The organism is Acinetobacter sp. TR11, from assembly GCF_027105035.1.
Classification (GTDB): domain Bacteria; phylum Pseudomonadota; class Gammaproteobacteria; order Pseudomonadales; family Moraxellaceae; genus Acinetobacter.
The window spans coordinates 750,127-774,141 of sequence record NZ_CP114256.1 but is presented as its reverse complement, the minus strand read 5'-3'; the positions used below and the strand labels follow the sequence as shown (position 1 = coordinate 774,141).

At 40.4% G+C, this 24,015-nt stretch carries 22 protein-coding genes; 10 read left to right on the top strand and 12 right to left on the bottom strand.

Annotated elements, in window-relative coordinates; all coding sequences use genetic code 11:
- Window positions 1-30: 30 nt before the first annotated feature.
- From fabG to O1450_RS03685, 4 genes are all read right to left on the bottom strand, one after another.
- Window positions 31-765, bottom strand: a complete 735-nt coding sequence (gene fabG, locus O1450_RS03700) for a 3-oxoacyl-ACP reductase FabG (protein ID WP_269229742.1) — start codon at window positions 763-765, stop codon at window positions 31-33.
- Window positions 762-1,754 carry an ACP S-malonyltransferase gene (gene fabD / locus O1450_RS03695; RefSeq protein ID WP_269229741.1) on the bottom strand — a complete coding sequence of 331 codons (993 nt, stop codon included), beginning with the start codon at window positions 1,752-1,754 and terminating at the stop codon, window positions 762-764. The genes fabG and fabD overlap by 4 nt, the downstream gene beginning before the upstream one ends.
- A gap of 197 nt (window positions 1,755-1,951) precedes the next feature.
- Window positions 1,952-2,137: a 50S ribosomal protein L32 gene (rpmF, locus tag O1450_RS03690; protein WP_004638135.1), complete on the bottom strand. Its 186-nt coding sequence runs from the start codon at window positions 2,135-2,137 to the stop codon at window positions 1,952-1,954.
- A 78-nt stretch (window positions 2,138-2,215) separates the two neighbouring features.
- Window positions 2,216-2,776 (bottom strand): YceD family protein, encoded by a 561-nt coding sequence (locus O1450_RS03685; protein ID WP_004663562.1) that lies wholly within the window; start codon window positions 2,774-2,776, stop codon window positions 2,216-2,218.
- Window positions 2,777-2,871: 95 nt separating this feature from the next.
- Between O1450_RS03685 and O1450_RS03680 the strand changes: the two genes are divergently transcribed.
- Window positions 2,872-3,534 carry an elongation factor P hydroxylase gene (locus tag O1450_RS03680; protein ID WP_269229740.1) on the top strand — a complete coding sequence of 221 codons (663 nt, stop codon included), beginning with the start codon at window positions 2,872-2,874 and terminating at the stop codon, window positions 3,532-3,534.
- A 91-nt stretch (window positions 3,535-3,625) separates the two neighbouring features.
- Window positions 3,626-4,243 carry an L-threonylcarbamoyladenylate synthase gene (locus O1450_RS03675; protein ID WP_269229739.1) on the top strand — a complete coding sequence of 206 codons (618 nt, stop codon included), beginning with the start codon at window positions 3,626-3,628 and terminating at the stop codon, window positions 4,241-4,243.
- Between the two features lie 10 nt (window positions 4,244-4,253).
- Here O1450_RS03675 and O1450_RS03670 read toward each other — a convergent pair whose 3' ends face one another.
- Window positions 4,254-4,973: a GNAT family N-acetyltransferase gene (locus O1450_RS03670; RefSeq protein ID WP_269229738.1), complete on the bottom strand. Its 720-nt coding sequence runs from the start codon at window positions 4,971-4,973 to the stop codon at window positions 4,254-4,256.
- Window positions 4,974-5,218: 245 nt separating this feature from the next.
- Here O1450_RS03670 and O1450_RS03665 point away from each other — a divergent pair, with 245 nt between their 5' ends.
- The 3 genes from O1450_RS03665 to rluB are packed head-to-tail and all read left to right on the top strand — an operon-like array spanning window position 5,219 to window position 7,600.
- A complete protein-coding gene (locus O1450_RS03665; protein WP_269229737.1) occupies window positions 5,219-6,013 on the top strand; it encodes a segregation and condensation protein A in 795 nt (264 codons plus the stop codon).
- Window positions 6,010-6,609 (top strand): SMC-Scp complex subunit ScpB, encoded by a 600-nt coding sequence (gene scpB / locus O1450_RS03660; protein ID WP_004663573.1) that lies wholly within the window; start codon window positions 6,010-6,012, stop codon window positions 6,607-6,609. The genes O1450_RS03665 and scpB overlap by 4 nt, the downstream gene beginning before the upstream one ends.
- A gap of 40 nt (window positions 6,610-6,649) precedes the next feature.
- Window positions 6,650-7,600: a 23S rRNA pseudouridine(2605) synthase RluB gene (rluB, locus tag O1450_RS03655; protein WP_269229736.1), complete on the top strand. Its 951-nt coding sequence runs from the start codon at window positions 6,650-6,652 to the stop codon at window positions 7,598-7,600.
- 57 nt (window positions 7,601-7,657) lie between these two features.
- Here rluB and O1450_RS03650 read toward each other — a convergent pair whose 3' ends face one another.
- From O1450_RS03650 to O1450_RS03625, 6 genes are all read right to left on the bottom strand, one after another.
- Window positions 7,658-9,391 (bottom strand): ABC transporter ATP-binding protein, encoded by a 1,734-nt coding sequence (locus O1450_RS03650; protein ID WP_269229735.1) that lies wholly within the window; start codon window positions 9,389-9,391, stop codon window positions 7,658-7,660.
- A gap of 13 nt (window positions 9,392-9,404) precedes the next feature.
- A complete protein-coding gene (locus O1450_RS03645; protein ID WP_269229734.1) occupies window positions 9,405-10,547 on the bottom strand; it encodes an ABC transporter permease in 1,143 nt (380 codons plus the stop codon).
- Between the two features lie 10 nt (window positions 10,548-10,557).
- On the bottom strand, window positions 10,558-11,496 hold the full coding sequence (locus O1450_RS03640) for an ABC transporter permease (protein ID WP_269229733.1): 939 nt from the start codon (window positions 11,494-11,496) through the stop codon (window positions 10,558-10,560).
- Between the two features lie 12 nt (window positions 11,497-11,508).
- Window positions 11,509-13,527 carry a M3 family metallopeptidase gene (locus tag O1450_RS03635; RefSeq protein WP_269229732.1) on the bottom strand — a complete coding sequence of 673 codons (2,019 nt, stop codon included), beginning with the start codon at window positions 13,525-13,527 and terminating at the stop codon, window positions 11,509-11,511.
- 67 nt (window positions 13,528-13,594) lie between these two features.
- Window positions 13,595-15,412 carry an ABC transporter substrate-binding protein gene (locus O1450_RS03630; RefSeq protein WP_442865391.1) on the bottom strand — a complete coding sequence of 606 codons (1,818 nt, stop codon included), beginning with the start codon at window positions 15,410-15,412 and terminating at the stop codon, window positions 13,595-13,597.
- Window positions 15,413-15,423: 11 nt separating this feature from the next.
- Window positions 15,424-17,208, bottom strand: coding sequence for an ABC transporter substrate-binding protein (locus O1450_RS03625; RefSeq protein ID WP_269229731.1), 1,785 nt, complete (start codon window positions 17,206-17,208; stop codon window positions 15,424-15,426).
- Window positions 17,209-17,867: 659 nt separating this feature from the next.
- On the opposite strand from O1450_RS03625, the gene O1450_RS03620 reads away from it, so the two are divergent.
- From O1450_RS03620 to O1450_RS03600, 5 genes are all read left to right on the top strand, one after another.
- Window positions 17,868-20,567, top strand: coding sequence for a TonB-dependent receptor (locus O1450_RS03620; RefSeq protein WP_269229730.1), 2,700 nt, complete (start codon window positions 17,868-17,870; stop codon window positions 20,565-20,567).
- A 153-nt stretch (window positions 20,568-20,720) separates the two neighbouring features.
- Entirely contained in the window at window positions 20,721-21,431 is a 711-nt protein-coding gene (locus O1450_RS03615; RefSeq protein ID WP_269229729.1) for a TonB family protein, read from the top strand.
- Between the two features lie 42 nt (window positions 21,432-21,473).
- Window positions 21,474-22,349, top strand: coding sequence for a MotA/TolQ/ExbB proton channel family protein (locus tag O1450_RS03610; protein ID WP_269229728.1), 876 nt, complete (start codon window positions 21,474-21,476; stop codon window positions 22,347-22,349).
- 11 nt (window positions 22,350-22,360) lie between these two features.
- The gene (locus tag O1450_RS03605) at window positions 22,361-22,789 is read left to right on the top strand and encodes an ExbD/TolR family protein (RefSeq protein WP_004804911.1); all 429 of its coding nucleotides are present in this window, start codon (window positions 22,361-22,363) and stop codon (window positions 22,787-22,789) included.
- 14 nt (window positions 22,790-22,803) lie between these two features.
- Window positions 22,804-23,223, top strand: a complete 420-nt coding sequence (locus tag O1450_RS03600) for an ExbD/TolR family protein (protein ID WP_269229727.1) — start codon at window positions 22,804-22,806, stop codon at window positions 23,221-23,223.
- A 74-nt stretch (window positions 23,224-23,297) separates the two neighbouring features.
- On the opposite strand, the gene O1450_RS03595 is transcribed toward O1450_RS03600, so the two are convergent.
- Window positions 23,298-23,969 (bottom strand): hypothetical protein, encoded by a 672-nt coding sequence (locus O1450_RS03595; RefSeq protein ID WP_269229726.1) that lies wholly within the window; start codon window positions 23,967-23,969, stop codon window positions 23,298-23,300.
- Window positions 23,970-24,015 lie beyond the last annotated feature (46 nt).

The window sequence follows — 24,015 nt, the reverse complement described above, 5'->3', positions numbered from 1 at the left end:
AAAAACTTTTAAAAGTTTATACATCGCCAGTTAGGCCATGTATAGCCCACCATTTACGTGTAAAACTGTACCAGTAATGTAACTAGCCTTATCACTAGCCAAGAAACTCACTGCATCAGCAATATCTTGAGGTTCACCTAGACGACTTAAAGCTACTTGATCAGTCATTTTTTTACGAATATCTTCGCTTAACTGATCAGTCATTTCAGTGGCAATGAAACCAGGTGCAACACTGTTCACTGTAATCTGACGACTCCCCATCTCTTTGGCTAAGCTACGACTGAATGCTTCAATCCCTGCTTTTGCTGCTGAGTAGTTCGCCTGTCCAGGGTTGGCAAAATGTGCAACCACTGAACTAATGTTAATAATGCGGCCAAAACGTGCTTTGGTCATGCCCTTCAATACACGCTTAGATAAGCGGTAAACGGCTTTGAGGTGAATGTTGAGAATATCATCCCAATCATCTTCAGACATACGAAGTAGCAAATTATCTTTGGTAATGCCTGCGTTGTTGACCAATACCAACACTGAACCATATTTTTGCTCAATGTCTGAGACAAGTGCATCAATCGCTGTGCCATCACGAACATCGAGTACAGCACCTGCTCCATGTTCAGCAAAACTTTCTGTGAGTTTTTGCGCGCCTGATTCAGAAGTCGCGGTACCAACTACAAAAAAACCGTCTTGAATGAGTTGCTGTGCAATTGCTGCGCCAATACCTCGGCTTGCTCCTGTCACTAACGCAACTTTTCGTTGTTGTGTCATGCAATTTTTCCTTCTGCCACTAACACTGCGTTTAGGGCATCTTCCATACGTGCTTTGCTATCAATCGCAAATGCTTTTTCTATGTTGGGTAATCGCTTGGCAAGATTGCTGAGTACTGTACCTGGTCCACATTCAACCACATACTGCACGCCTTCATCTTGAAGATATTGCATGGTACGTGTCCATTGAACTGACTGATATAACTGAGCCGTTAATACCTGACGTAATTGAGCAACATCTGTCGCGATTTCCGCGTTGACATTTTGTATTACAGGAAGGTGGGGTAGCTCAATGGCAGTTTGTTCCAAAGCTTCAGCAAACTTTTCTGCTGCTGGTTTCATCAAGGTACAATGTGACGGAACAGAAACAGGCAATGCAATCGCTTTACCTGATTGCTCTTTTGCTTCAGCCATGACTTGCTGAACCAAAGCTGTACTGCCTGCAATCACCACCTGACCTTGCGCATTATAATTCGCCGCTTCAACCGAACCTTGACCAGCCGCAGTTACATTCACTTTTTGGCAAAGCTCGATCACTTTCTCATCGGCTAAACCAAGAATTGCAGCCATTGCGCCTGTACCTTGAGGAACAGCACTCTGCATCAATTTTCCGCGTAAATGGACTAATTTAACCGCGTCAGCTAGAGTCATTGCCTCTGCTGCAACAAGCGCACTATATTCTCCCAAAGAATGTCCAGCCAAGTATTTCGGTGCTATACCACCTAACTCTAACCATACACGCCATAAGGCAATACTTGCTGTTAGCAAAACTGGTTGAGTATTTTCAGTTTGGTCTAAACCCTCACCACTTTGGGAAATCTGCCAAAGATCAAAACCAAGTGCTGCTGATGCTTCTGCAAAGGTATCTCGAACGACACTAAACTGCTCTGCAAGCTCAGCCAGCATTCCTACTTTTTGTGAACCCTGACCAGGAAAAACAAATGCTGTTTTTGTTGCTTGAGCAGCCTGCTCAAGTCGCTTAGTCGACATATAAAAATCCTTAAAATGGTCTATCGCCAGTTTTATCAACACTCATGATTCTACATGAGAATGACAACAGACTCTTTTCCGATGCGGCAATTTACCATTGATTAAATCGTTTTTTAATTGCGAAAAACAACAAAAAAGGGAGCTTTCGCTCCCATTTTTTTTATACTTTAAGCTAACGCTTAATGCATATAACTCAATTATTCAGCATCAGCTGCTTTAGCGAATAATTGACGACCACGGTAAATACCGTCTTTAGTCACGTGGTGACGACGATGAGTTTCACCAGTAGTTTGGTCTACAGATAATGCATTCTCGGTTAAAGCGTCATGTGAACGGCGCATGTCACGGCGAGAGCGACTTTTACGGTTTTGCTGAACGGCCATGATGGCTCCTTACAAAGATCGAAAAATGGATCAGAACAAATTCAGTTGTCTTAACTCAACATGATAACACAAATTGTGTTATGAGTTAAGTTTGCCTTTCAAACTTGCCAAAACATCAAACGGATTATCCCGCTTTTCTTCGACAACGTCCTGAACGACAGGTTGATGTTTATGCTCACAAACATCATGTTTGGGAGACAAAGGCATCAACAATAACAATTCATCTTCTAGTAATGCGAGTAAATCAATCGAAGCAGGTGTATCAATACTCCCTTTTTTCGACGATTCACTTTCACCTAAAACGATGAAATCAGCATCCTCATCCAATCGCTCTATCAGTGACTCATCATCAATTAAAGCTAAATGAAATTCTGAGACTAATTCAATTTCAACAGACCCCAAACAACGTTGGCATTCCATTGGAACTTTAGTATCAATATGTCCATCTAACCATACAATGCGATGATAGGCATCCATTGATAGCTTACAGTCTATGTTGATCAATTGATCATCAATTGAACCAACAGCTTCTCGAGCAATACGAGCAAAGCGAGACAATGGCAGTGTTCCTGACCATGTATAGCCCTGTTCAGCCCATTTAAATGGCTCGATTTGGCTTGGAAAAGTATTTGCTGACATAATTAAGGCGGCAATTCTACAAATTCATCGGTACTCTGTCAAAGATTAAGATACAATTTTGCACTTCTTTAGACAGAACTCGTGGTAACACAGCAATGCATCTGTTGCAGCCGCAACTTGAAGTAACAACTTCATCACTTGTTAGCCCCCATTCAATCAATGCTCCTATGTTAACACCAGATCAAGTGCAACGCTCATCTTGGCAAGAGTTAACAACAGAACCAGAACAGGTTGATTGGCTTATTTTACACTTTAATGATTGGTTTTCCCACCATAATGTCACGCTTGTTAAAGGTGATTTTGAACCAGAATATTTCCCAGCGATAAATCAACAACCTGCAAAAATCCAATTTGCACATGGTTTCTTTAACAGTGCCTTACATGAAATTAGTCATTGGAGTATTTCAGGTGAAAAACGTCGCCTTTTACCTGATTTAGGTTATTGGTATGCACCCGATGGTCGTACTGCAGAACAGCAAGCTTTATTTGAACAAGTTGAAATTAAGCCTCAAGCCATTGAATGGTTATTTGCAACAGCCTTTGGTCGAAAGTTTCGTGTCTCTTTAGATAACCTAACGGGTGATAGCGGCAATGGGACACAATTTAAAGATAATGTTTTTGCTCAAGTACAACGTTATTTTTCAGGTGAAGCCACTTTACCACGAGATGCTGCACTTTTTATTCACTATATCTGTGTTTGTACCCGTAATGGCTTACCATTACAACTAAATGAATTTAAACGTGAATTACTTGATTGAATGACAAAATTAACACATCTAAGACTTGCATCTTTACTAGAACAAGTTTCATACTTAATTCAGCCATAAAGATCAGGGAGTTACAATAATAATGTTACATTTACATATTCATCCTGAAAATCCACAGGCTCGCTTAATCACACAAGCCGTTGAGCGTATTCGTGCGGGTGATGTTGTGGTTTATCCAACAGATGCAGCCTATGCGATTGGTTGTCAGATTGGGAATAAAAGTGCGATGGAGCGAATAGCTCAAATTCGTGGCTTAGGTCCTAAACATCAATATGCAATTATGTGTTGTGATTTATCGGATATTGCAACTTATGCAAAAGTCGATAATGCGATGTACAGACTGTTAAAAGCCAATACCCCTGCTATTACTACATTTATTTTACCTGCCACCAGTGAAGTGCCAAAGCGCTTAATGCACCCAAAGAAAAAAACAATTGGTCTGCGCATTCCAAGTAATCCTGTTGCACAAGCTTTATTACAAGAACTTGGTGAACCGTTATTAACCAGTACATTGATCTTGCCTGATCAAAAAGATCCGCTTGATGATCCTTATGATATTGAAAATCAACTGGCCAAACGAATTGACGTGTTTATTGATAGTGGTTTTGGCACTTTATCGACTACGAGTATTGTAGATTTATCAGGAGAAAATCCTGTAGTTGTCCGTCGTGGTGTGGGTGATGTCAGTGCTTTTGAGTAAGCACTGATCTTTAGTCGATAAAAAATTCTGAAAGACGTTGTTTCTGAAAACCCTGCGCATCAAAATTATCAGGACTCAGCCATTGCTGATAGGTTTTCTCCAAGTCTGACCATTCCTCATCAATGATTGAAAACCATACGGTATTTCGGTTTCGGTTTTTCACAATTCTGTCTTGGCGGAATAAACCTTCATATTGAAAACCAAAGCGTAATGCTGCAGCTTTAGAAGGCGCATTACAATCATCACATTTCCATTCAATACGTCTAAAACCTTGTGCAAAACATTGTTCTAGCAGTAAAAAAATTGTTTCAGTTGATGCCTTTGATTTTTTCATTTTATGTGAAAAATAAACATTACCAATCTCAATCACGCCATGCCCAAGCCTCGGATTTAACAAAGCAACCCAACCTTGTATCTCTTCAGCAACTTGAATTAGAAAGTGAGTGGAATCTTTAAAGCCGAATAAGTTGTCTAATGAATCTTTTAAACTATGTTGGCTATGTGGGGCAGAATATGGCAGATAAGTCCAGCATTGCTCATCGGGTTCTGTGGATACAACTTCCCATAACTGTTCTGCGACCTGATTCGTAATTCCATCTGCTACATCAATCAACTGAACGTATTGCCCAAATAATTTTCCCTGCACGGGTGAATCTGTCACATTTTCTTCAAGCGAAAAGCCTATCGTTTGTCCGAACTGATTCTGTTGTGTTTTTAAATAATTTTTCATGGTGACTTATAGTTTAGAAATATGATGTTTAATGGCAGATTTAAGCATAAGATTTTTATATCATCCATATTCGCTTGCATAAGTATAGAAAATACCCTGAGAACTTTAAGGTTTTTGTAAGTGAGTAATTTATTAAATGAAGGATTTCGATTAGAATAGGCTTGCTTGTAGCATGTGTCACTTTCTTGAACACAAAAAAATCATCCTTTCATGCTTTTGAAAATTCGCGTGGCTTATAAACGGTAATGAATCAAATTCTTCCTTCGACCTTGGAATTAATTCCTTCCATTCGTGTGCTTGACGAGTGGCAAGAAGTCATACCTGAAGATTTGTACATTCCACCTGCCGCATTTGAAATTTTACTGGAGCAATTTGAAGGACCATTAGACTTTCTGATTTATTTGATTCAGAAAAATGGCTTTGATCTTTTACAGTTAGATATTTCACCAATTGCAACCCAGTATTTATCCTATATGGATAGTATGAAATCACTCAATATTGAATTAACAGCGGATTATATGGTGATGGCTGCATTACTTGCTGACTTAAAATCACGCTTACTTCTACCCAAGCCAAAAGTTTTGGATCAATTTGAAAAAGATCCTAAACAAGAATTGATTGATCGTTTAGAAACATACCTCCGTATTAAGCAAGCAGCTGAACGATTGGGGCAAATGCCAATCTTTGAAAGAGATACTTTTAGTGCCAATGTAAGTATTGGACATATTGCTCCAATTTACGAAGGTTATGATGTTGATGCCTTACGTGATGCACTATTTTGTGTGTTTAATCGTCCAGAACCGATCACACATATTGTTGCCCAGGAACCAGTACTGCTCGAAGAACGCATAGCATTTATTGAAAGCCAACTTGCATCAGGTCAAGCATTAAGTTTTATAGAATTATTAAATCCTATGCAAGGTCGTATGGGCATGGTGGTGACTTTTATGGCAGTGCTTGAACTCACGCGCCAGCAAAAAATTCAAATCATCCATACAGGTGTCGAAGCTCCTTTAACAGTTCAAGGCATTGCAGCATGAGTTTAGATCCATTTGACACCAATGAAGGAATGTCACTTGAAGATATTCATCACGATGTCTTATTACAGATTGAAGCAATTTTGTTCGCTAGTGACTCACCAGTTTCACTTGCACGACTAAAAGAAGCATTTCAAAACCAATATAATAAACAACAATTACGTCATTTTTTGCAGCAACTTGCGATGTTGCAACATGGCCGTTCAATTGAGTTAATTGAGACGGCTCAAGGGTTCCGTTTTCAGGTGCGAGCAAAGTATCGCAATATTATTGCGCAGGTTTGGCCAGAACGCCCAACTAAATTATCGCCCTCGCTACTCGAAACAGTCGCAGTGATTGCATACCATCAGCCTGTTACACGTGCTGATATTGAACAGATTCGTGGTGTATCGAATAATAGTCAGATCTTGAGAAACTTATTTGACTGGAACTGGATCAAAGAATCTGGTTTTAGAGATCTACCTGGAAGACCTGCGTTGTTAGTCACAACGCCCCAATTTTTAAATGCATTTGGTTTAGCTTCGCTAGGTCAATTGCCTCCCCTGCAGAACGCCAAGGAAGCATTCATGACACTCGATGCACATGCACCGAAGTCTTGAGAGGTGAACTGTTGATCATTATGTCTAAGGTTGTGCTGTCATGAGTGAAAAATTACAAAAGGTTTTAGCGAGAGTCGGGTTAGGCTCACGTCGCTATATGGAGGAAGTCATTGCTGCTGGTCGCGTCAGTATCAATGGGAAAATTGCTCAAGTGGGTGAACGTATTGAACCTACAGATGAACTCCGTATCGATGGTCGTAAAGTTCAGTTTCAGATTGAAGATGAAATTCGCCGCCGTGTTCTCATTTACTATAAACCAGAGGGTGAAATTTGCTCACGCAATGATCCTGAGAAACGTCCAACTGTATTTGATCATTTACCACAAATCGCCAATGATCGTTGGGTGATGGTAGGGCGTCTGGATATTAACAGTACTGGTTTATTGTTATTCACGAATGATGGTGAACTTGCGAATCGTTTAATGCACCCTTCAAACGAAGTTGAGCGTGAATATGCGGTTCGTGTAATGGGTGAAGTCACGCCACAAATTCGCAATAACATGCTGAAAGGTGTTGAGCTTGAAGATGGTCCAGCGAAATTTGAATCATTCTCTGAAATTGGCGGTGAAGGTATCAACCGTTGGTATCAAGTTGTGGTTAAAGAAGGTCGTAATCGCGAAGTACGTCGTATCTTTGAATCACAAAGCTTAAAAGTAAGTCGCTTGTTACGTACCCGTTATGGCACTGTCATTTTGCCACGTGAATTACGTACAGGTCGTTGGATGGAATTAGATAAAACTGATATCGACAACTTAGCGAAATCAGTGGAATTAAAACCACGTCAAGGTACTGGCTTATTTGGTATGGCAAAACGTCGTACTGAAAAAATGGCAGAAAAACCATTGACTGCACGTCGTGGTGGTTATTTACGTCAACAACGCCGTGACGATGAGCAAAATCAATCACAGCAACAGCAACGTCCAAGCGGTAATGGCAACAATAACAATGGTCGTAAAACCATTGGTTTTAATAAAGGCTTTAAGAAGTTCTAATTCTTGGCTTTAAAATGAAAAAACGCTCTGATTAGAGCGTTTTTTTATGCTTGAATTTTAATGATGATGGCTTACTCCCTGCGGAATGGCATTCAGCAGTTTCTTGGTATATTCATGTTGTGGATGTAAATACAACTCATCTGAATTGGCAATTTCAACCAATTCCCCATGATTCATCACCATCACCTGATCAGAAATATATTTCACTACAGATAAATCATGCGAAATAAAGATATAACTCAAACCAAATTCATCCTGTAGGTCCTGCAATAAATTCAAAACTTGCGCCTGCACCGAAACATCCAAAGCAGAAACGGATTCATCACAGATCAAAATCTCAGGTTTTAAAGTCAGACAGCGTGCGATGGCAATCCGTTGTCGCTGACCACCTGAAAATTCATGTGGATAACGATCATAGGCTTGCGCAGGCAAACTGACTCGTTCTAACAGTTCCAATGCCATCTTTTTACGCTCGACATCATTTTGACCAATACCATGAATTCGCATTGGCTCCAATAAAATCTGCCCGATGGTAAAGCGTGGATTGAGTGAAGCATAAGGGTTCTGGAAAATAATTTGAATCTTACGCTGATACCGTGAAAATTCTTTCTCAGTCATGGCAAGAATATCTTTTCCACCAATCAAGGCTTGCCCGCCCGTCGCCTCATGTAAACGCATCAGCAATAAACCAATCGTGGTTTTACCTGAACCTGACTCGCCAACGAGACCAAGGGTTTTGCCTTTAGCCAGTTGGAAGGACACGCCTTTTACGGCCTGAAATTCCTCTCGCCCCCATAAACCTTTACGGCTATAAAACGACTTTTTCAGATCTTTAACATCAAGCACAATCGGCTCATCACCAGACAAACCACGGACACGCTGTTTCAGATTTAATTCGGACAAATGGGTTGCTTCAATCAGTTGTCCATTTTCGTCCTGCTTCATAAAATCACTGGTCACAGGTAAACGGTATGGACGTGTTGAAAGTTGTGGTCGGCAGTGCAACAAAGCACGGGTATACACATCTTTCGGCTGTTCCAGCACTTGTTCAACAGCGCCACATTCACGGATTTCACCATGACGCATCACGATCACTTCATCAGCAATTTCGCCAACCAGTGCTAGATCATGGGTAATAAACAGCATCGACATTTGATGACGTTGACGTAAGGATTCTAATAAATCAATGATCTGCTTTTGAATGGTGACATCTAATGCCGTGGTCGGTTCATCCGCAATCAATAATTTTGGTTCACAGGCGATTGCCATCGCAATCATAACCCGTTGCTGCTGACCACCAGAAAGCTGGCTTGGATAAGCATCTATTTTTGTTTCAGGTGCAGGGATACCGACTTCTCGAAGTAACTCAAGCACTCGTATTCTGGCTTGCTTGCGTCCCATGCCCAAATGAATGCACAGCACTTCGGCAATTTGATCTCCCACTGTAAAGACAGGATTCAACGAGGACATCGGCTCTTGGAAAATCATGGCAATTTCCTTACCACAGATTTTCCGAATTTCTTTTGCAGATAAATTCAGTAAATCCTTACCCTCAAAAGTAATACGACTTTGCGCTGCAATTTGACTTTGTCCTTTCGGTAATAAACCCATCACCGCCAATGAAGTCACAGACTTACCACTGCCCGACTCACCAACCAGTGCCACAGTTTTATTTTTTGGAATTGAAAATGAAATGCCTTTAACAGTTTCGATCCATTGTTTATTTTCGCCTTTAAAGCTGATCTGAAGATCGTCTACTTGTAATAGCAGTGTTTCATTTTGATGTTGCATATTTTTCTCTCCGCTATTTCAACTTAGGATCTAAAGCATCACGCAATGCATCAGTAAACATGGAGAATGCTGTGACCAGAATAGCCATTGCAATCGATGCCGCAGCCAGTTGCCACCATTTGCCCAAAATCAATTCACTTTGTGCTTCATTCAACATACTGCCCCATGACACCACACCAACAGGAACACCAAAACCAAGGAAGCTCAGAATCACTTCAGACTTAATGAATGACACCACCAGAATCGAAATTTGAACCAACGCGATATGACTGACATTCGGAAAAATATGCACAAACATACGGCGTAAATGGCTAACACCAATGGCTTTTGCGGCAAGCACATATTCACGCGATTTGTGCTTCATATATTCAGCACGAACCAAACGAAATACCCCAGTCCAACCCGTTAGACCTAAAATCAAAACAATTGACAAAATTCCTTTTTGTTGGAGTACCGCAGCGATCGCGAGCACTAATAGCAGATAAGGAATCGAAGTGAAGATGTTATAGAACCAGTTCAGTACATCATCAATCCAACCGCCAAAATAACCTGCAATCGCACCAAGAAAAGTACCAATCACCACCGCCAATAAAGCGGATAACAAACCGACCAGAATTGAGGTTTCAGCACCTTTAATAGTTTTGAGCAGCACATCTTGCCCCCACTTATCTGCACCAAAAGGCAACGTGGTTTTTAACTCTTGTTTTTGATCGAGTAAGTGTCCTCCAAGCTGCTGATCAATCTGTCGCATATCTTCAGCCAAAGGATCAATCATGCCATAGCGATCAATCGCAGAACTGCTTTGTTGCTCAGCCTGAATTTCAGCATTGAGCTGTTGGATTACATCTTTCAATGGATCGACTGGATTTTCGGGTAAAGTTGCTGCGCTTTCAGTATTTACCTTAATTTGATCAGACTCGGCATCCACTCCTAAAAATGTCGGTGGCGCATAACTGACAGCCACTTCTTTATTCCAATTTGAGGCAATTACGCCTGTCATTGATAACGTGAGCAAGATGAAATAAAACAACACCACCAAGAAAGAAACCACGGCGATTCGATCTGATTTCAATCGATTCAAGGCCAAATGCCAGAGTCCTTCTGATGCAGGAGATTCACTTGATGAGGATTTGCCTTTAAAAATTGTACTGAGCATTGTCATCCTCCTATTTCAACTGTACGCGAGGATCGAGGAGCTTATAAATCAGATCGGCGATCAAGTTAAAAATCATGGTGACCGCAGCGATATATACGGTGATGGCTTTAATCACAGGAAAATCACTGCGTTCAACCGCAATAATAATTTCACGTCCAATGCCCGGAATACCAAAGAAACGTTCAATCAAGAAAGCACCAATCAATAAGGCAGGCAGACTAGCCATTACTTCAGTGACAATTGGAATCGATGCATTACGCAAAACATGCACACCCAGTACCCGAGACTCCCCCACACCTTTGGCACGCGCAGTCCGCACATAATCTTGGTTAATTTCATCTAGGACGAAGCTTCGATATAAACGTAGTGTTGGGGCAATGCTCACCACCAACATGATTAAGATAGGTAGCAAAGAATATTGGAATAAGTTTTGACTAAACTGATCACTCCAGCCCTGTACGGGGAACCAACTGAGTTGGTATGCCAACACATACTGGAACACGATGATATACACCAAAATACTGATCGACATGCCGATGGTACATAACATCATCACCATGCGATCTGTCAGTGATCCACGAACTGAAGCAACCGCTAAAGCAAGGATAATTGAAATCACTGTTTGTAAAATCGTCAGTGGAATCAATAAAGTCAGTGAAGGCCCTAAACGGGTCAGAATAATCTGTGATACAGGCTCTCCCGTACTCCAGCTCGCACCATAATCGAAAGTCAGAATCTGTTCAATAAAAATCCATAATTGCACATAATAGGGCTGATCAACGCCCAATTGTTTACGGATGTTTTCAATTTGCTCGGGGTTGGACATTTTTCCTGCCAAAATATATGCAGGATCGCCCCCCACCCAGTTAAACAAGAAGAAAATCAGCAAAATGACACCCAACATGGTCGGGATCATTTGCCATAGTCTACGCACGACATAAGCAAGCATAATGGTAAATCCTTATTTGACCCGTTGACCTGTAATTTCACTAAAGAAAGCTTTGTTATCTGGTTCTCTACCTAAGAAGTCTTTGACCAATTGCGCTGCATTTTTTTGGCTGCCTTGAGATAAAATCGTTTGGCGGTAACGCTGACCCACTTCTGGATTATTCAAGTTATCACCGAAAGCAGACAACATATCCAGAGCCAATACTTCAGACCACATATAACCATAATAGCCCGCTTGATAGCCCATCAGATGTCCAAACTGCCCAGGAAATTCAGTATTCGGCACATAGCCTAGAGCGGTTGCGGATTCCATTTTTTTCCAGACATCCATCGGCTGTACTTTGAGTGCATCAGCGCCATGCAATGCCATATCATATTGTGCATAAAGCGTTTGGCGTGCATACCCTAATCCACGTCCATAATTATGCACAGCTTTTAATCGTGCAATCAGTGCATCATCCACTCTCGGACAAGCAGGATCACAGTAGTCAGCCACTTTCGATAAAGTCTCTTTACGGCGCGCCCATTCTTCATACATTTGCGATGGCGCTTCAACAAAATCATGCTCTACTGATGTTCCTGACTGACCTGAATAGCGGGTTTTTGACAAAATTCCATGTAAAGCATGACCAAACTCATGCACAAAAGTTTCAAGCTCATTGCTGTTTAAACCTTTACGATTAAAATTGGTCACTAATACTGAGATTGGTTTACGTTTACTCAGCGTACTGCCCCCATATACGCCCCATACTGCTGCATGACCATATTTACCTTCACGTGGGAACTTATCCATATATAAGCTACCCAATATCTCACCTGTTTTTTGGTCTACAACATCGTAATATTCGACTTCTTGTTGCCATGTATCCACTTTAGCGGCTTTAAACTGAATACCATACAAATTCTCAGAAATTGCAAATAACCATTTCTGTGCGGCGAGTGTTGGGAAATAATCACGCAGTTTTTCTTGGTCAATTTGGTACTTATCTTTACGGAGTTTTTCGCTCCAATACCCGACATTCCAACGGTTAATTTCAGCTTTATCCAAAGAAATATTTAAGGTTTTTGCTTTAAACGTACGTAACTCCTGTACCTCTTTTTGCTCTAAAGGTGCCACGACTTTATGAACATCTGCTAAGAAGTTATTCACTGTTTTTGGTGTTTTCGCCATGCGTTTTTTTAAAGCCCAATCGGCATAGCTAGGCTGACCAAATAGCTGTGCCAATTCATAACGTAAGTCGATAATCTGTTTAAGGAGGACTAAATTCTTTTCTGTACCACGACGTGTAAATGCCGTTTGATAACGTTTTTTTGCATCATCACTGTCTGAAAGTTCCATAAAAGGTTGATATTCAGGATATTCAAAACCCAATAAATAATTGCCTTTATCATTTTTCTTTAAGCCTGAAATATAACTTTCAGGTAGTCCCTTTAATTCGGCTGGCGTGAATTCTAATTTTTCAGGATTGTCACGGACATTACGAGAGAACTCTTGCGAAAGTTTGGTGAGCTCATCCAATATATGTTTTAAACGTGTTCTTTTTTCAGGTGCAAGCTGCACGCCTGTATCTTCAAATTGATCAAGAATATCTTGACGATATTTACGATCAATTGGATCTGTCGTTTGGGTATTTTTAATCCGTTGATACAATTTTGGGTTCTGATAAATTTCAGTCTGCAACTGATTGATTTTTACTTCACAATCATCAGCAGCCTTACGAAATTTCGCATCGGGATCCACGTTGCTATATAAGCTAATTGGTCCAGAAAAGTCCTCAAAACTTGCCATCAATTGATCCCATTCAGCTAGAACGGGTGCAGCTGTCGATTGCGGTTGAATGAATTGGCTTTCTAATTGAGAAATACGCTGTTGTAACTTTTGTAAATTCGCATCACACCATTCTGCACTGTCATTCAATTTAAAAATAGGTAAAGTCGCAGTTGTATTCTCTGCCCATACACCTTGGCTTAATCCCGTAATCATCAGCGATAACAGACCCAGCGTCGATTGTTTCAACATGTTCTTCGCCATTATTATTTCTCTCCAATTTAATTTCATTCATATATTGTTTAGGTTTCTCACGAACCTTCTTTCGACACTATGGTTTGTTTTGTTGAATATCGATGTACATCCACTCTGCGGGCAGAATTGGGTGTTTTTTATAACCAATCACTCGAGGTTGGGCTACGACAGTACGGTAACGGGTCGACATGAATTGTACAGGCGCATAAAACTCTAACAACCGTGACATTTTGCGATATAACAAATTCCGTTCAGAACCATCAGCAAGTTTCAAGGACTGTTCATATAAACGATCATATTCTGGCAATTTAAAACAAGTATGGTTGGTGGCATGAATATTGTTGCCATAAAACAACTGCACAAAGTTGTCTGCATCAGGATAGTCTGCAATCCAAGCAGAAGCTTTAAACATGGTTTTACATTGTTTTTCAGCCTTTAAACCTTCTGCAAAAGGCACAGGTTTAGAAACCATATTGACTTTAATATTGGCTAATTCCTTCTTTAGAAGTTCAGCCATCTGCATACTTCGCGCACTGCTACTGGATGGCATAAATTCAATCACCAGTGGCTTGCCATTCGGCAACATCCGCCAACCATCTTTGCCCACTTTGTAGTTATAACGATCAAGTAATAAATTTGCTGCTTTGACGGAATACGGAATGCTGCTTTTATAATTGGGATCATGCCCCGCGACACCATAAGGAATCGGCGATTCTAATTTTTTGGCGTTCCCTTTCGCTAAAATGCTGATAAATTTCTCTTTAGAGATTGCCATCGCCATTGCACGGCGCAAAGCAATTTTCTCTTTACTCACGCCACCGACCACAGGGTTTTGTATATTCCAATACAAGTAATCAATTGAAGGGTCAGCAATACGTGAAAGTTGAATTCCTTTTTTTGCTAACTCTGGCTTTAATTGACCGTCTTTTAAAGCTTGTGCAGGTAATTCACCATCTAAAGTAAATATATCTAGCCCATCTTTTTGGAACGATAACCATCCTGACTGTGATTCTTCAATCACCTGAATATCGACCACACCAATCTGTGGCATTTTTTTGCCTTGCATTTGCTGTACTATTTTCTGATCTTCAGGATTGGTCGCTTTAAAATTCCATGTGTAACCGCGATAATCAGGATTAGCTTTCAAAATAATACGCGAGCCTGGTGTCCATTGTGCGAGAACATAAGGCCCTGTTCCCACAGGATGTCCCATCACATAGCCTGCTTGATCACGATAATGTTCAACCACTTCGCGAGCGACAGCACCTGTTGGCTGATGTGCAAGCAACATTGGGAAATTATAGTTTGGTTCTTTTAATCGAATCACCAAGGTATAACGATCAGGTGTTTGTAGCCCTGCAATCGGCTGATCGTAATTAAATTTTCCATTTTTCGTTGCTTGCTGGATAGCACTATCTATTCCTGAGATACGTCCCTCAAACAACCAACTGTTGGGTGAATGTAGATTTGGATCGAGCAATCGTTTAAAAGAATAGGCATAGTCTGCTGCGATTAATTCTCTCGCTTTGCCTTTAAATACAGGATCAGGGCTGAAATAAATCCCTTTTTTTATTCGAATGGTATAGGTCAAACCATCGGCACTTACTTCTGGCAAAGCCACCGCCGTATTTGGAACGAGTTTTGCGGGTGAAGCTAGATAGTCATAGGTATATAACGTTTCAAACACTGAATACAAAATATGTGCTGAATATAAATCTTGTACTGCGACAGGATCAAATCCAGTCTCCGCCACGGGAAAAGCATAACGTAACACTTTTTTTGGATCGGCAGGGCTTTTCGCTTCTGTAATCGTTACCCCTAGACTTAATGTTGTCCCCAATAACAGCGCCAGACTAGTCCGTTGCATCGAAAGTTTAAATTTTTGCTTCATCATAAACACATCACTTATTTTTGATTTGGTGAAACAATATCTAAGTATTGCCAGTTGGTATTCATAATTGGATGAGCTTTAAATCCCTGCACCTCAGGTTGAATCAACCAGTTCCGAATCCGTGTATCTTGTAAAATCCACGTTCCATCTGCTTCAATTTGGCGACTCATTTTTTCATAGAATGGCATACGTTTTTCAGGGGCTTGCTGCATCGCCTGTTTATATAAATTGTCATAAGCAGCTGACTGATAACAGGATTGATTACCACGACCAACATTCGGACCATAAAGCAATTGCGTGAAATTTTCACCCTCTGGATAATCCGCATGCCATGCTCCACTCCACATCATGTATTGACACTGGGTTGCGGCTTTTAAGTTATCGGCAAAATTACTGACTTTAAAGTCTGCCCGAATCCCGATTGCATCTAGATTTTTCTTCCACAATTCAGAATACATCACGGAAGCTGTACCACTCTCGGTATTTATTTTTAAGGTTAAAGGCTTGCCATTGGGCAGATTACGATAGCCATCTGGGCCTTTTTTATAGCCGAAATGATCCAGTAATTTATTGGCTAAAACAGGATTGTAACCAATGCTACTGCGATAATTCGGGTTATGACCATTAATGCCTGCAGGTACCAGCATTTCAGCCTTAACCGCCTGACCTTTTCTTAAGATACGAATATATTCATTGACATTAAAAGACATGGCGATGGCACGTCTTAACGCAATTTTATCTAGGCTATTCCCACCAACAACAGGATCACGCATATTCAACATTGAATAGGTGATCTCTGCCTCTTTATTGGCATACAAACGTATACCCTGCTTTTGCATTTCTGCTTTTAACTGATTATTTTGATCAAGCACTTTAGGAATTGCGCTTGAAGTGACCTTATCAAAATCCAGTTGTTTGGACTGAAAAGCGAGCCAACGTGATTGTTCTTCTTCGATAATGCTGATATTGACTTTGCCAATTTGCGGCATTTTCTTGCCACTCATTTCTTTAACTAGCAGGTTATCCCACGCCGTGCCTGTCGATTTAAAATTCCAGACAAAACCGCGATAATCAGGATTTGCAACTAATTCGATCTTGCTGCGGGGTACATATTTGCTCAGCATATAAGGCCCTGTTCCCACAGGATGCATGCCTAACTGATCTTTATAATATTCAACCACTTCTCTAGCCGTCGCTCCAAATGTGCTATAGGCCAGAATATAAGGAAAATTATAATCAGGTTGGGTCAGCTTAAATTGAATTGTATATTTATCTAATGCTTTTACACCTTCAATCTTGGCATCATAGTTAAATGTGCCCGTTTTTTTGGCTTGGTCCACCAGTGCATTTGCACCAACAATTTTATTATCAATAAAAGAAAATGCTGAGGCATGATTTTTAGGATCTAATATCCGCTTAATGGAATAGACATAATCCTCTGCAACCAGCTCTCTGCGTTTACCTTTAAATGCAGCATCATCGGTAAAATAAATCCCTGGCTTTATTTTAAATATATAAACCTGACCATTTTTTTCAATCATAGGTAGGCTTTCTGCTGTAGATGGAACCAATTTTACTGGGTTAGCGAGATAATCGTATTGAAGCAATCTTTCAAAAATTACATCGGCGACATTTCCGCTGTAAAAATTAAAAGTTTTAACCATATCAAAACCATCATCTGGGGCTTCAAAAGCAACACGGAGTACTTTATCTGCCTGAGCAGGTGTTTTTGCATACCCCATCGGCATAAATGCAATAACGGTTGATAATACAGTGACCGTAAAAAAAGTTGACTTCAAATCAGTGCTCACATCATCGTTTTTTAATAAATACTAGACTTTTGCATAGCATTCAACACTACAACCATTTCCCTTTCAGCGTGTCTCATTCCAACTTTTTATTAAAAAATCATTTATTTAATGATGTTTTACCAGTTGGAAAAATTAAGTTAAAAGAAAAACCCCTTAAAGATCGAAAATTACCTTGCTAATTTCATGCCACTTTTCAAATAAAAAAATTATGTTTAATTTTTAATCAAAACGTATTATTAGCAGATCTAGTTTTCACGCATCTTAAATAAAAGTAACTTTATGCCAAATCATATTTTTATATATTATTTTCCATTTCAATGAAATAAAAATAATAAAACATTTGTTTTATAACAATAAAATATGATTTGCACCACAAAAAAGCAAAAATAAAATTTTATGATTCATTTTAATGCATTATAAAACCATACTTCATTTGGAACTTTATGTTAACCAATCCACATTTAGAATTACTTCAATATTTTTAATATTTAGTAAAAATATGAAAAGCTTATATATAAAAACTAAAACACTTTTACACATTTTATTCTACATTAAGCGAAATCTAAAAATAGGGTTTGGCACAGCTCTTGCTAAAACGGATTTATTGAATTTTTAGAGTGGCAATCCATTTAGGGGTTAAATAATCAATGAAAAAAGCCAACTTCGCTCAACCAACTGCTCTGCCAAAAGCGAGCAAAACCATACTTAAACTCAGTACGCTCAGTTTAAGTATGCTGTGTTTAACCATAGCTCATGCTGCTGAGGCCGAATCGCCTTCCGAGGAAAAAGCAGCCAAAGTCGTAAAAGTTGCTGTTACAGGTTCATCCATCAAAGGCGTTGCAGCCCAGAGCGCATCTCCCATTACCATTGTCAAAGTAGACGAGATTCTGAAACAAGGGGTGACTACGACAGAAGAAGCACTGACCAAAATTACTGCCAACCAAGCTGGTTTTGTGACTTCACAAAACGTCGGGCGTTCTGGCACAGCAGGAGCAACAGCCAATTTACGAGGCGTTGGTGAAAATAAGACTTTGATTTTACTCAATGGTCGCCGTTTGGCTGCAAGTGCATTTGATAGTGGTGTGACTAATTTAAATATCATTCCCCTCGCTATGCTAGAACGTATCGAAATCGTTCGTGATGGTGCTTCTGCAATTTATGGTACGGATGCAATTGGTGGGGTTATTAACTTCATCACCAAAAAACAATTCACTGGACTAAATATCAGTGGTGGTCTTACTCAACCTGAACACAAAGGTGGTGATACCCAAGACTTCAGTATTTTTGGTGGTTATGGTGACCTTGAAGATAATGGTTTTAATGTATTTGGTGTGGTTGATTATCGCCATGGCAATGACATCATGGCTAAAGATAGAAAGGTTAGTGCAAAAGGCAGCCTGATTCCCGAACTTGGTCTTGATGCACGAAGTTCAGCCTCTTTTCCTGCCAATTTCGTTGATTCTAAAAATGGAGCCAGTGGAAATCCTTATGCAGCAACGGGCTGTGGAGGTTATGCAGGTACTGAAGCGCTTGATAAAATTTGCCTATTAAACACCCAAAACCTGATTGGAATCGTACCGAAAACAGAAGATATTTCGGCAATGGGTCGTTTAACACTGAAGCTAAATGATAGCTTCAACGCTATTGGTGAATATGTTTATGCCAATAACAAGGTCTCAACCTCAGTCGCACCTGATGTCTATAACGGCAATAATAAAGTCTCAATTAGCAAGAATAGTAAGTATTATCCTGGGAATGGTTTAGTACCCACTGTTGCGGGCCTCAGTGGTGAACCACTTCTACTCTCACTCCGCTCACAAGCCGGCAATCGCATCAGTGATACCGAGAATGAATCTCACCGAGTTTTTGCAGGTATTGAAGGTGAAGCATATGGTTGGGATATCAATACAGGTGTCAGCTATGCACGCAGTGCCGTCACCGAGACAGCAAGCAGTGGATATTTAGATAAAGCTGCTGTGCAATCCGCTTTAGATGCTGGCCAACTTAATCCATTTGGTCCACAGGCAGCTGGAGATGATCCGAATCTTTGGAACAAACTCTCACTTTCAGGAGATTATAACAAAGCAAAATTAGAATCGAGTACAGTCGATTTTACTGCAAGCCGACCAATTTATACCTTACCTGCTGGTGATGTAGGTTTCGCATTTGGCGGCAGTTTCCGCCATGACAAGTGGGATTCTACTGTAAATTCAGATCTCGCTGCTCGTTTACCAAGCGTTGGGACTGATCCAAACAATCCACATCAGGAAGGCAAGCGCGATATTTCATCGGTATTTACCGAACTACAAATCCCATTACATAAAACGTTAGAAGCACAAATTGCAGCCCGCTACGACAACTATAGTGATGTCGGTGATACCTTTAATCCAAAAGTTGCTTTACGTTGGGAACCACTTAAACAACTAATGTTCCGTACTTCATATAGTACAGGCTTCCGCGCACCAACCTTATATGAAATCAATAAAACCAATAGTCGAACTTTATCACCAAGTAACAGTGACCCAATTTTATGTCCAGGGGGCAAAGCTACCCCTGATGGTAGTCAGGCTCGTGACTGTGATCAGCAGTTTGATCGTATGCAAGGTGGTAACAAAGAGTTAGAGCCTGAAAAATCGACGTCGATCACAGCAGGTTTTGTACTTGAACCAATCAAAAACCTTGTGTTCTCTCTAGATTACTACAATGTCGAAGTTAAAAATCAAATCTCGGCACTTGAAGCATCGACCATTTTTGAAAACCCAGATAAATATAAAGACAAATTTATTCGTAAAGCAGATGGTTCAATCGACTATATCATTACAACTATGCAGAACATGGGCAATTTAAAAACCCAAGGTTTTGATGTCAGCCTGAACTATTTAACTCCTGTCACATCAACTGGTCGCTTTGGCTTTGGTATTGATGGAACCTATGTCACCAAATACGAATATCAAAATGAAAAAAATGGTGAGTGGATCAGCAGTTTAGGTGTTTACAAGGATGATGGACCAACCATTCGTTGGAAGCATGTCGCAAATCTTAACTGGAGCTATGAAGACTGGTCACTCAACTTCCAACAGCAATTTACACGTGGCTATAAAGATCAAAACTCAGAAAATCTTGATGACGGTTATAAGAATCATCGTGTCAGTGACTATACCCTTTATAACGTTTCGGGCACATACCGTGGTTTCAAAAATCTGGATTTAACACTCGGTATTAAAAATATCTTTGATGAAGAACCAGCAGCATCCAACACCTTGGAGAATTTCCAGTATGGCTATGACCCACGTTTTGGTGATGTAACAGGTCGAACTTACTTCGCCCGCGGTACTTATAAATTTTAATGTGTTTCGCCACTACGACATGATCTTCCTTCTGTTGTAGTGGTTCACCGTAATCCTCTGATTCATCAAAAATTAAAGCGGTTAGTATCAATTTTTAATTGATCCCTTCCTCCAAACGACGATGAATCCATGATTACAATTTCAGGAGTATTTATGGGCATCCCTTTTTCTGAGAATGAAAATCAACCTGCCAAACGCCTTGTTGGTATTGGTCTGGTGTTATTTCTACATCTCATTATCGCCTATATTCTGATGACAAGTTTAGCGACAGAATTTAGCAAGCCCGTCGACAAACCTGTAGAACTACAGATTATTCAGGACATCAAACCACCTCCAAAACCAGAGGAACCAAAACCCAAAGAAAAGCCACCCGAGCCACCGAAAATGGTCGAAAAAGTGGCCAAGATGCCTGATCCACCTAAACAGGTCGAGAAAGTTACACCTGTGCAAAAACCAGCACCTACACAACCGACTAAAACTTCAGTGACAACGCCCGCACCTGTCACAGCAGCTTCTCCAAGTCCTAGCCCTGTTGCCGCACCAGTTGCAAATACTGCTCCCCCAGCACCTGCAAAACCTGCTGGTATTTCACGTGGGGTTTCCGAAGGAGAAGCGGGATGTCAGAAACCAGAATACCCTCGTGAAGCCTTGATGAATGAAGAAGAAGGTACAGTGCGTATTCGTGTGCTGGTTGATGGTTCAGGCAAAGTCATTGACTCAAAAGTCAAGAAATCAAGCGGCAGTAAAAGCTTAGATAAGGCGGCTATTAAAGCGTATAGCCTGTGTACTTTTAAAGCAGCAATGAAAGACGGTGTACCACAACAAGAATGGTACGAGATCGAATATCCATTCACGATTTCTTAATGCATATAGAAGTGAATTAAACAATTTTTTGGAGAATTTAAAATGAATAAAACTGTAAAAAAAATCTCTCGATTTGCTGTGATTGGTCTTATCTCAACCAGCACACTGTTTCCAATTAGTTCTGTTTGGGCTGAAGAAACATCACAACCCACAGCTGTAACTACGGTTGCAACTGATTCAACAACACAATCATCACCAACACCGCCCCCCTTACCTGCAACTGTTGAGAAAGTACATAACCCTTATGGCTTAGAAGCCCTTTGGCGCGAAGGTGACTTGGTCGCAAAATCAACATTATTTATCTTGGTACTAATGTCGATTGGAACGTGGTACATCATTCTGTCGAAAGTGTTCCAACAAAGTAAAATTAAACGCCATGGCACAGAAGCTGAACGCCATTTCTGGGAAGCGGAGTCTTTAAATAGCGCTGCAGAAAGTTTAAATAGCAATAGCAGCTACCGTTATATTGCTGAAAAAGGCATTCGTTCAACCAAACATCATGATGGCACATTATTAGAGCGTATTGATTTCAACACATGGGTGACGATCTCAATCCAACGTGCAATCGAAAAAGTGCAAAGTCACTTAAGCAATGGTCTAGCCTTCCTTGCCACTGTGGGTTCAACCGCACCATTTGTCGGCTTATTTGGAACAGTTTGGGGGATTTATCACGCGCTTACTGCAATCGGTATTTCAGGCCAAGCATCAATTGATAAAGTTGCTGGACCTGTGGGTGAAGCACTGATTATGACCGCAATTGGTCTTGCAGTCGCGGTTCCTGCTGTACTTGGTTATAACTGGTTAACTCGTCGTAATAAAGCGGTCATGGACAATGTTCGCTCATTTGGTTCAGACCTACATGCCGTATTACTCAGCGGTGACTTAAACAGTAATCACCCAAACCGTGATTCTAAATAAGGAACACCATTATGGGCATGATGATTAATTCAGATCAAAGTGACGATGATGTCATCGGGACGATTAACACGACTCCGTTAGTCGACATCATGCTGGTACTGCTGATTATCTTTTTAATCACAGTTCCAGTGGTCACACACACTGTTCCGGTAAAACTACCTGAAGAAAAAAATACACCTTATGCCACCACACCACAAAATATCCAGCTTTCCGTCAATAAAACGGGGGATATTTTCTGGAATGAACAACACGTTGCAAATAAAGAAACGTTACTTGCTCGTTTACAAGCTGAAGCGCAAAAACGTCCGCAGCCTGAGGTTCATATTCGTGGCGATCAACAGACACATTATGAAGCGATAGATCAGGTGATCAGCACAACACAGCAAGCAGGGATTGGCAAAATCGCTTTTGTTACGACTCCCCCTGCTTCTACACCATAATAGGAGAATCACACATGGGTATGAATGTGGGTTCGAAAAATGAAGAAGAAGATGTGATGCTTGACGTCAACATGACACCGCTGATTGATGTCATGTTGGTGCTGCTGATTATGTTCATTATCACCATCCCAATTCCAAACAACGCCATTAACATTAATTTGCCAAATGGCACACCACCACCGCCAACAGATCAGAAGCCACCTGAAACCATCAATTTACGGGTTGATGCGCAAGGGCATATTTTTTGGAATGATCAAGCTGTTGCTGATCGCCAAGCGTTGAAGGTTTTGTTTGAATCTGTTGCGCAAAAAGCTGATCAGGATCAGATCAAGTTTAAACCTGATGCTCAAGCTGAATATAAGAATATCGCGATGGTGATGGCACTCGCTCAACAGAGCAATGTAACTAAAATCGGTATCGTCAGTAATAACTAAATAATAAAAACAAAAAATTAATCAGATAACTACAATTTTACTCCTGCGCTAACAAGTTCGCTTGTTAGCTTTTTTTATTTTATTTCATTGATGACAACAGGAATAAGCTTACTGCTCACCTTATAGCCTTGTGGTTTGTTATTACATGCATCTCCGGTTACTGTCGTTCGAATCACATAAGGTGAATAAGGCATCACATTTAAATAACCTGAATTTTCCCGCCCTGTGCGACAATCTTCTTCTCCTAACTTTTCATCATAGCGCCCACCATAAGAAGATTCTTCGACCTCTGTAATCAGTTTACTCGTCCATTGATTGAAATAAACCAAGCTTTTACTCGACTCGACTGTCCCTTGTCCTGAACCTGCACTTTCAATTTCGATCAGTTGAATCGGTTTGCCTTTATAAACGGTTGAATGCACTTTAAAGCTATTCGATTGGCCACCAAACTCCTTTAAAATTCGAGATTGTTTTAATTTTGGACGAGTTAATACATAACCAGCCCAAAAATTACGTCCTGCATTTTCAAAACTCACACCCGATAAATAGGCTTCTTCTCCTGAGATCAGTTTTACTGCTTCGGTCGAAGCAATCTGAATGGCTTGAGGAGGATTGGCATTTGAATCTTGTAAATTAGTGATCCAACTGATAATAGTTTTATCTGGAGGTACAGCAGCGTGAGATACTGAAACTGTTATGAAGAACCCACATAAAATGGATAAAACTAATTTCTTATTCTTGTTCATTCTTGACCTTGCTTTTATTTAACAGAAATTCTCACATGAAATATGA

What these genes read in the sequence shown, in the direction of transcription:
- fabG (WP_269229742.1), bottom strand. Translation starts at nt 765, where the DNA reads ATGACACAACAACGAAAAGTTGCGTTAGTGACAGGAGCAAGCCGAGGT.
- rluB (WP_269229736.1), top strand. Translation starts at nt 6,650, where the DNA reads ATGAGTGAAAAATTACAAAAGGTTTTAGCGAGAGTCGGGTTAGGCTCA.
- O1450_RS03650 (WP_269229735.1), bottom strand. Translation starts at nt 9,391, where the DNA reads ATGCAACATCAAAATGAAACACTGCTATTACAAGTAGACGATCTTCAG.
- O1450_RS03680 (WP_269229740.1), top strand. Translation starts at nt 2,872, where the DNA reads ATGCATCTGTTGCAGCCGCAACTTGAAGTAACAACTTCATCACTTGTT.
- O1450_RS03640 (WP_269229733.1), bottom strand. Translation starts at nt 11,496, where the DNA reads ATGCTTGCTTATGTCGTGCGTAGACTATGGCAAATGATCCCGACCATG.
- O1450_RS03600 (WP_269229727.1), top strand. Translation starts at nt 22,804, where the DNA reads ATGGGTATGAATGTGGGTTCGAAAAATGAAGAAGAAGATGTGATGCTT.
- O1450_RS03620 (WP_269229730.1), top strand. Translation starts at nt 17,868, where the DNA reads ATGAAAAAAGCCAACTTCGCTCAACCAACTGCTCTGCCAAAAGCGAGC.
- O1450_RS03665 (WP_269229737.1), top strand. Translation starts at nt 5,219, where the DNA reads ATGAATCAAATTCTTCCTTCGACCTTGGAATTAATTCCTTCCATTCGT.
- O1450_RS03675 (WP_269229739.1), top strand. Translation starts at nt 3,626, where the DNA reads ATGTTACATTTACATATTCATCCTGAAAATCCACAGGCTCGCTTAATC.
- O1450_RS03670 (WP_269229738.1), bottom strand. Translation starts at nt 4,973, where the DNA reads ATGAAAAATTATTTAAAAACACAACAGAATCAGTTCGGACAAACGATA.
- scpB (WP_004663573.1), top strand. Translation starts at nt 6,010, where the DNA reads ATGAGTTTAGATCCATTTGACACCAATGAAGGAATGTCACTTGAAGAT.
- O1450_RS03605 (WP_004804911.1), top strand. Translation starts at nt 22,361, where the DNA reads ATGGGCATGATGATTAATTCAGATCAAAGTGACGATGATGTCATCGGG.
- O1450_RS03685 (WP_004663562.1), bottom strand. Translation starts at nt 2,776, where the DNA reads ATGTCAGCAAATACTTTTCCAAGCCAAATCGAGCCATTTAAATGGGCT.
- fabD (WP_269229741.1), bottom strand. Translation starts at nt 1,754, where the DNA reads ATGTCGACTAAGCGACTTGAGCAGGCTGCTCAAGCAACAAAAACAGCA.
- O1450_RS03645 (WP_269229734.1), bottom strand. Translation starts at nt 10,547, where the DNA reads ATGCTCAGTACAATTTTTAAAGGCAAATCCTCATCAAGTGAATCTCCT.
- O1450_RS03595 (WP_269229726.1), bottom strand. Translation starts at nt 23,969, where the DNA reads ATGAACAAGAATAAGAAATTAGTTTTATCCATTTTATGTGGGTTCTTC.
- O1450_RS03630 (WP_442865391.1), bottom strand. Translation starts at nt 15,412, where the DNA reads ATGATGAAGCAAAAATTTAAACTTTCGATGCAACGGACTAGTCTGGCG.
- O1450_RS03635 (WP_269229732.1), bottom strand. Translation starts at nt 13,527, where the DNA reads ATGGCGAAGAACATGTTGAAACAATCGACGCTGGGTCTGTTATCGCTG.
- rpmF (WP_004638135.1), bottom strand. Translation starts at nt 2,137, where the DNA reads ATGGCCGTTCAGCAAAACCGTAAAAGTCGCTCTCGCCGTGACATGCGC.
- O1450_RS03615 (WP_269229729.1), top strand. Translation starts at nt 20,721, where the DNA reads ATGGGCATCCCTTTTTCTGAGAATGAAAATCAACCTGCCAAACGCCTT.
- O1450_RS03610 (WP_269229728.1), top strand. Translation starts at nt 21,474, where the DNA reads ATGAATAAAACTGTAAAAAAAATCTCTCGATTTGCTGTGATTGGTCTT.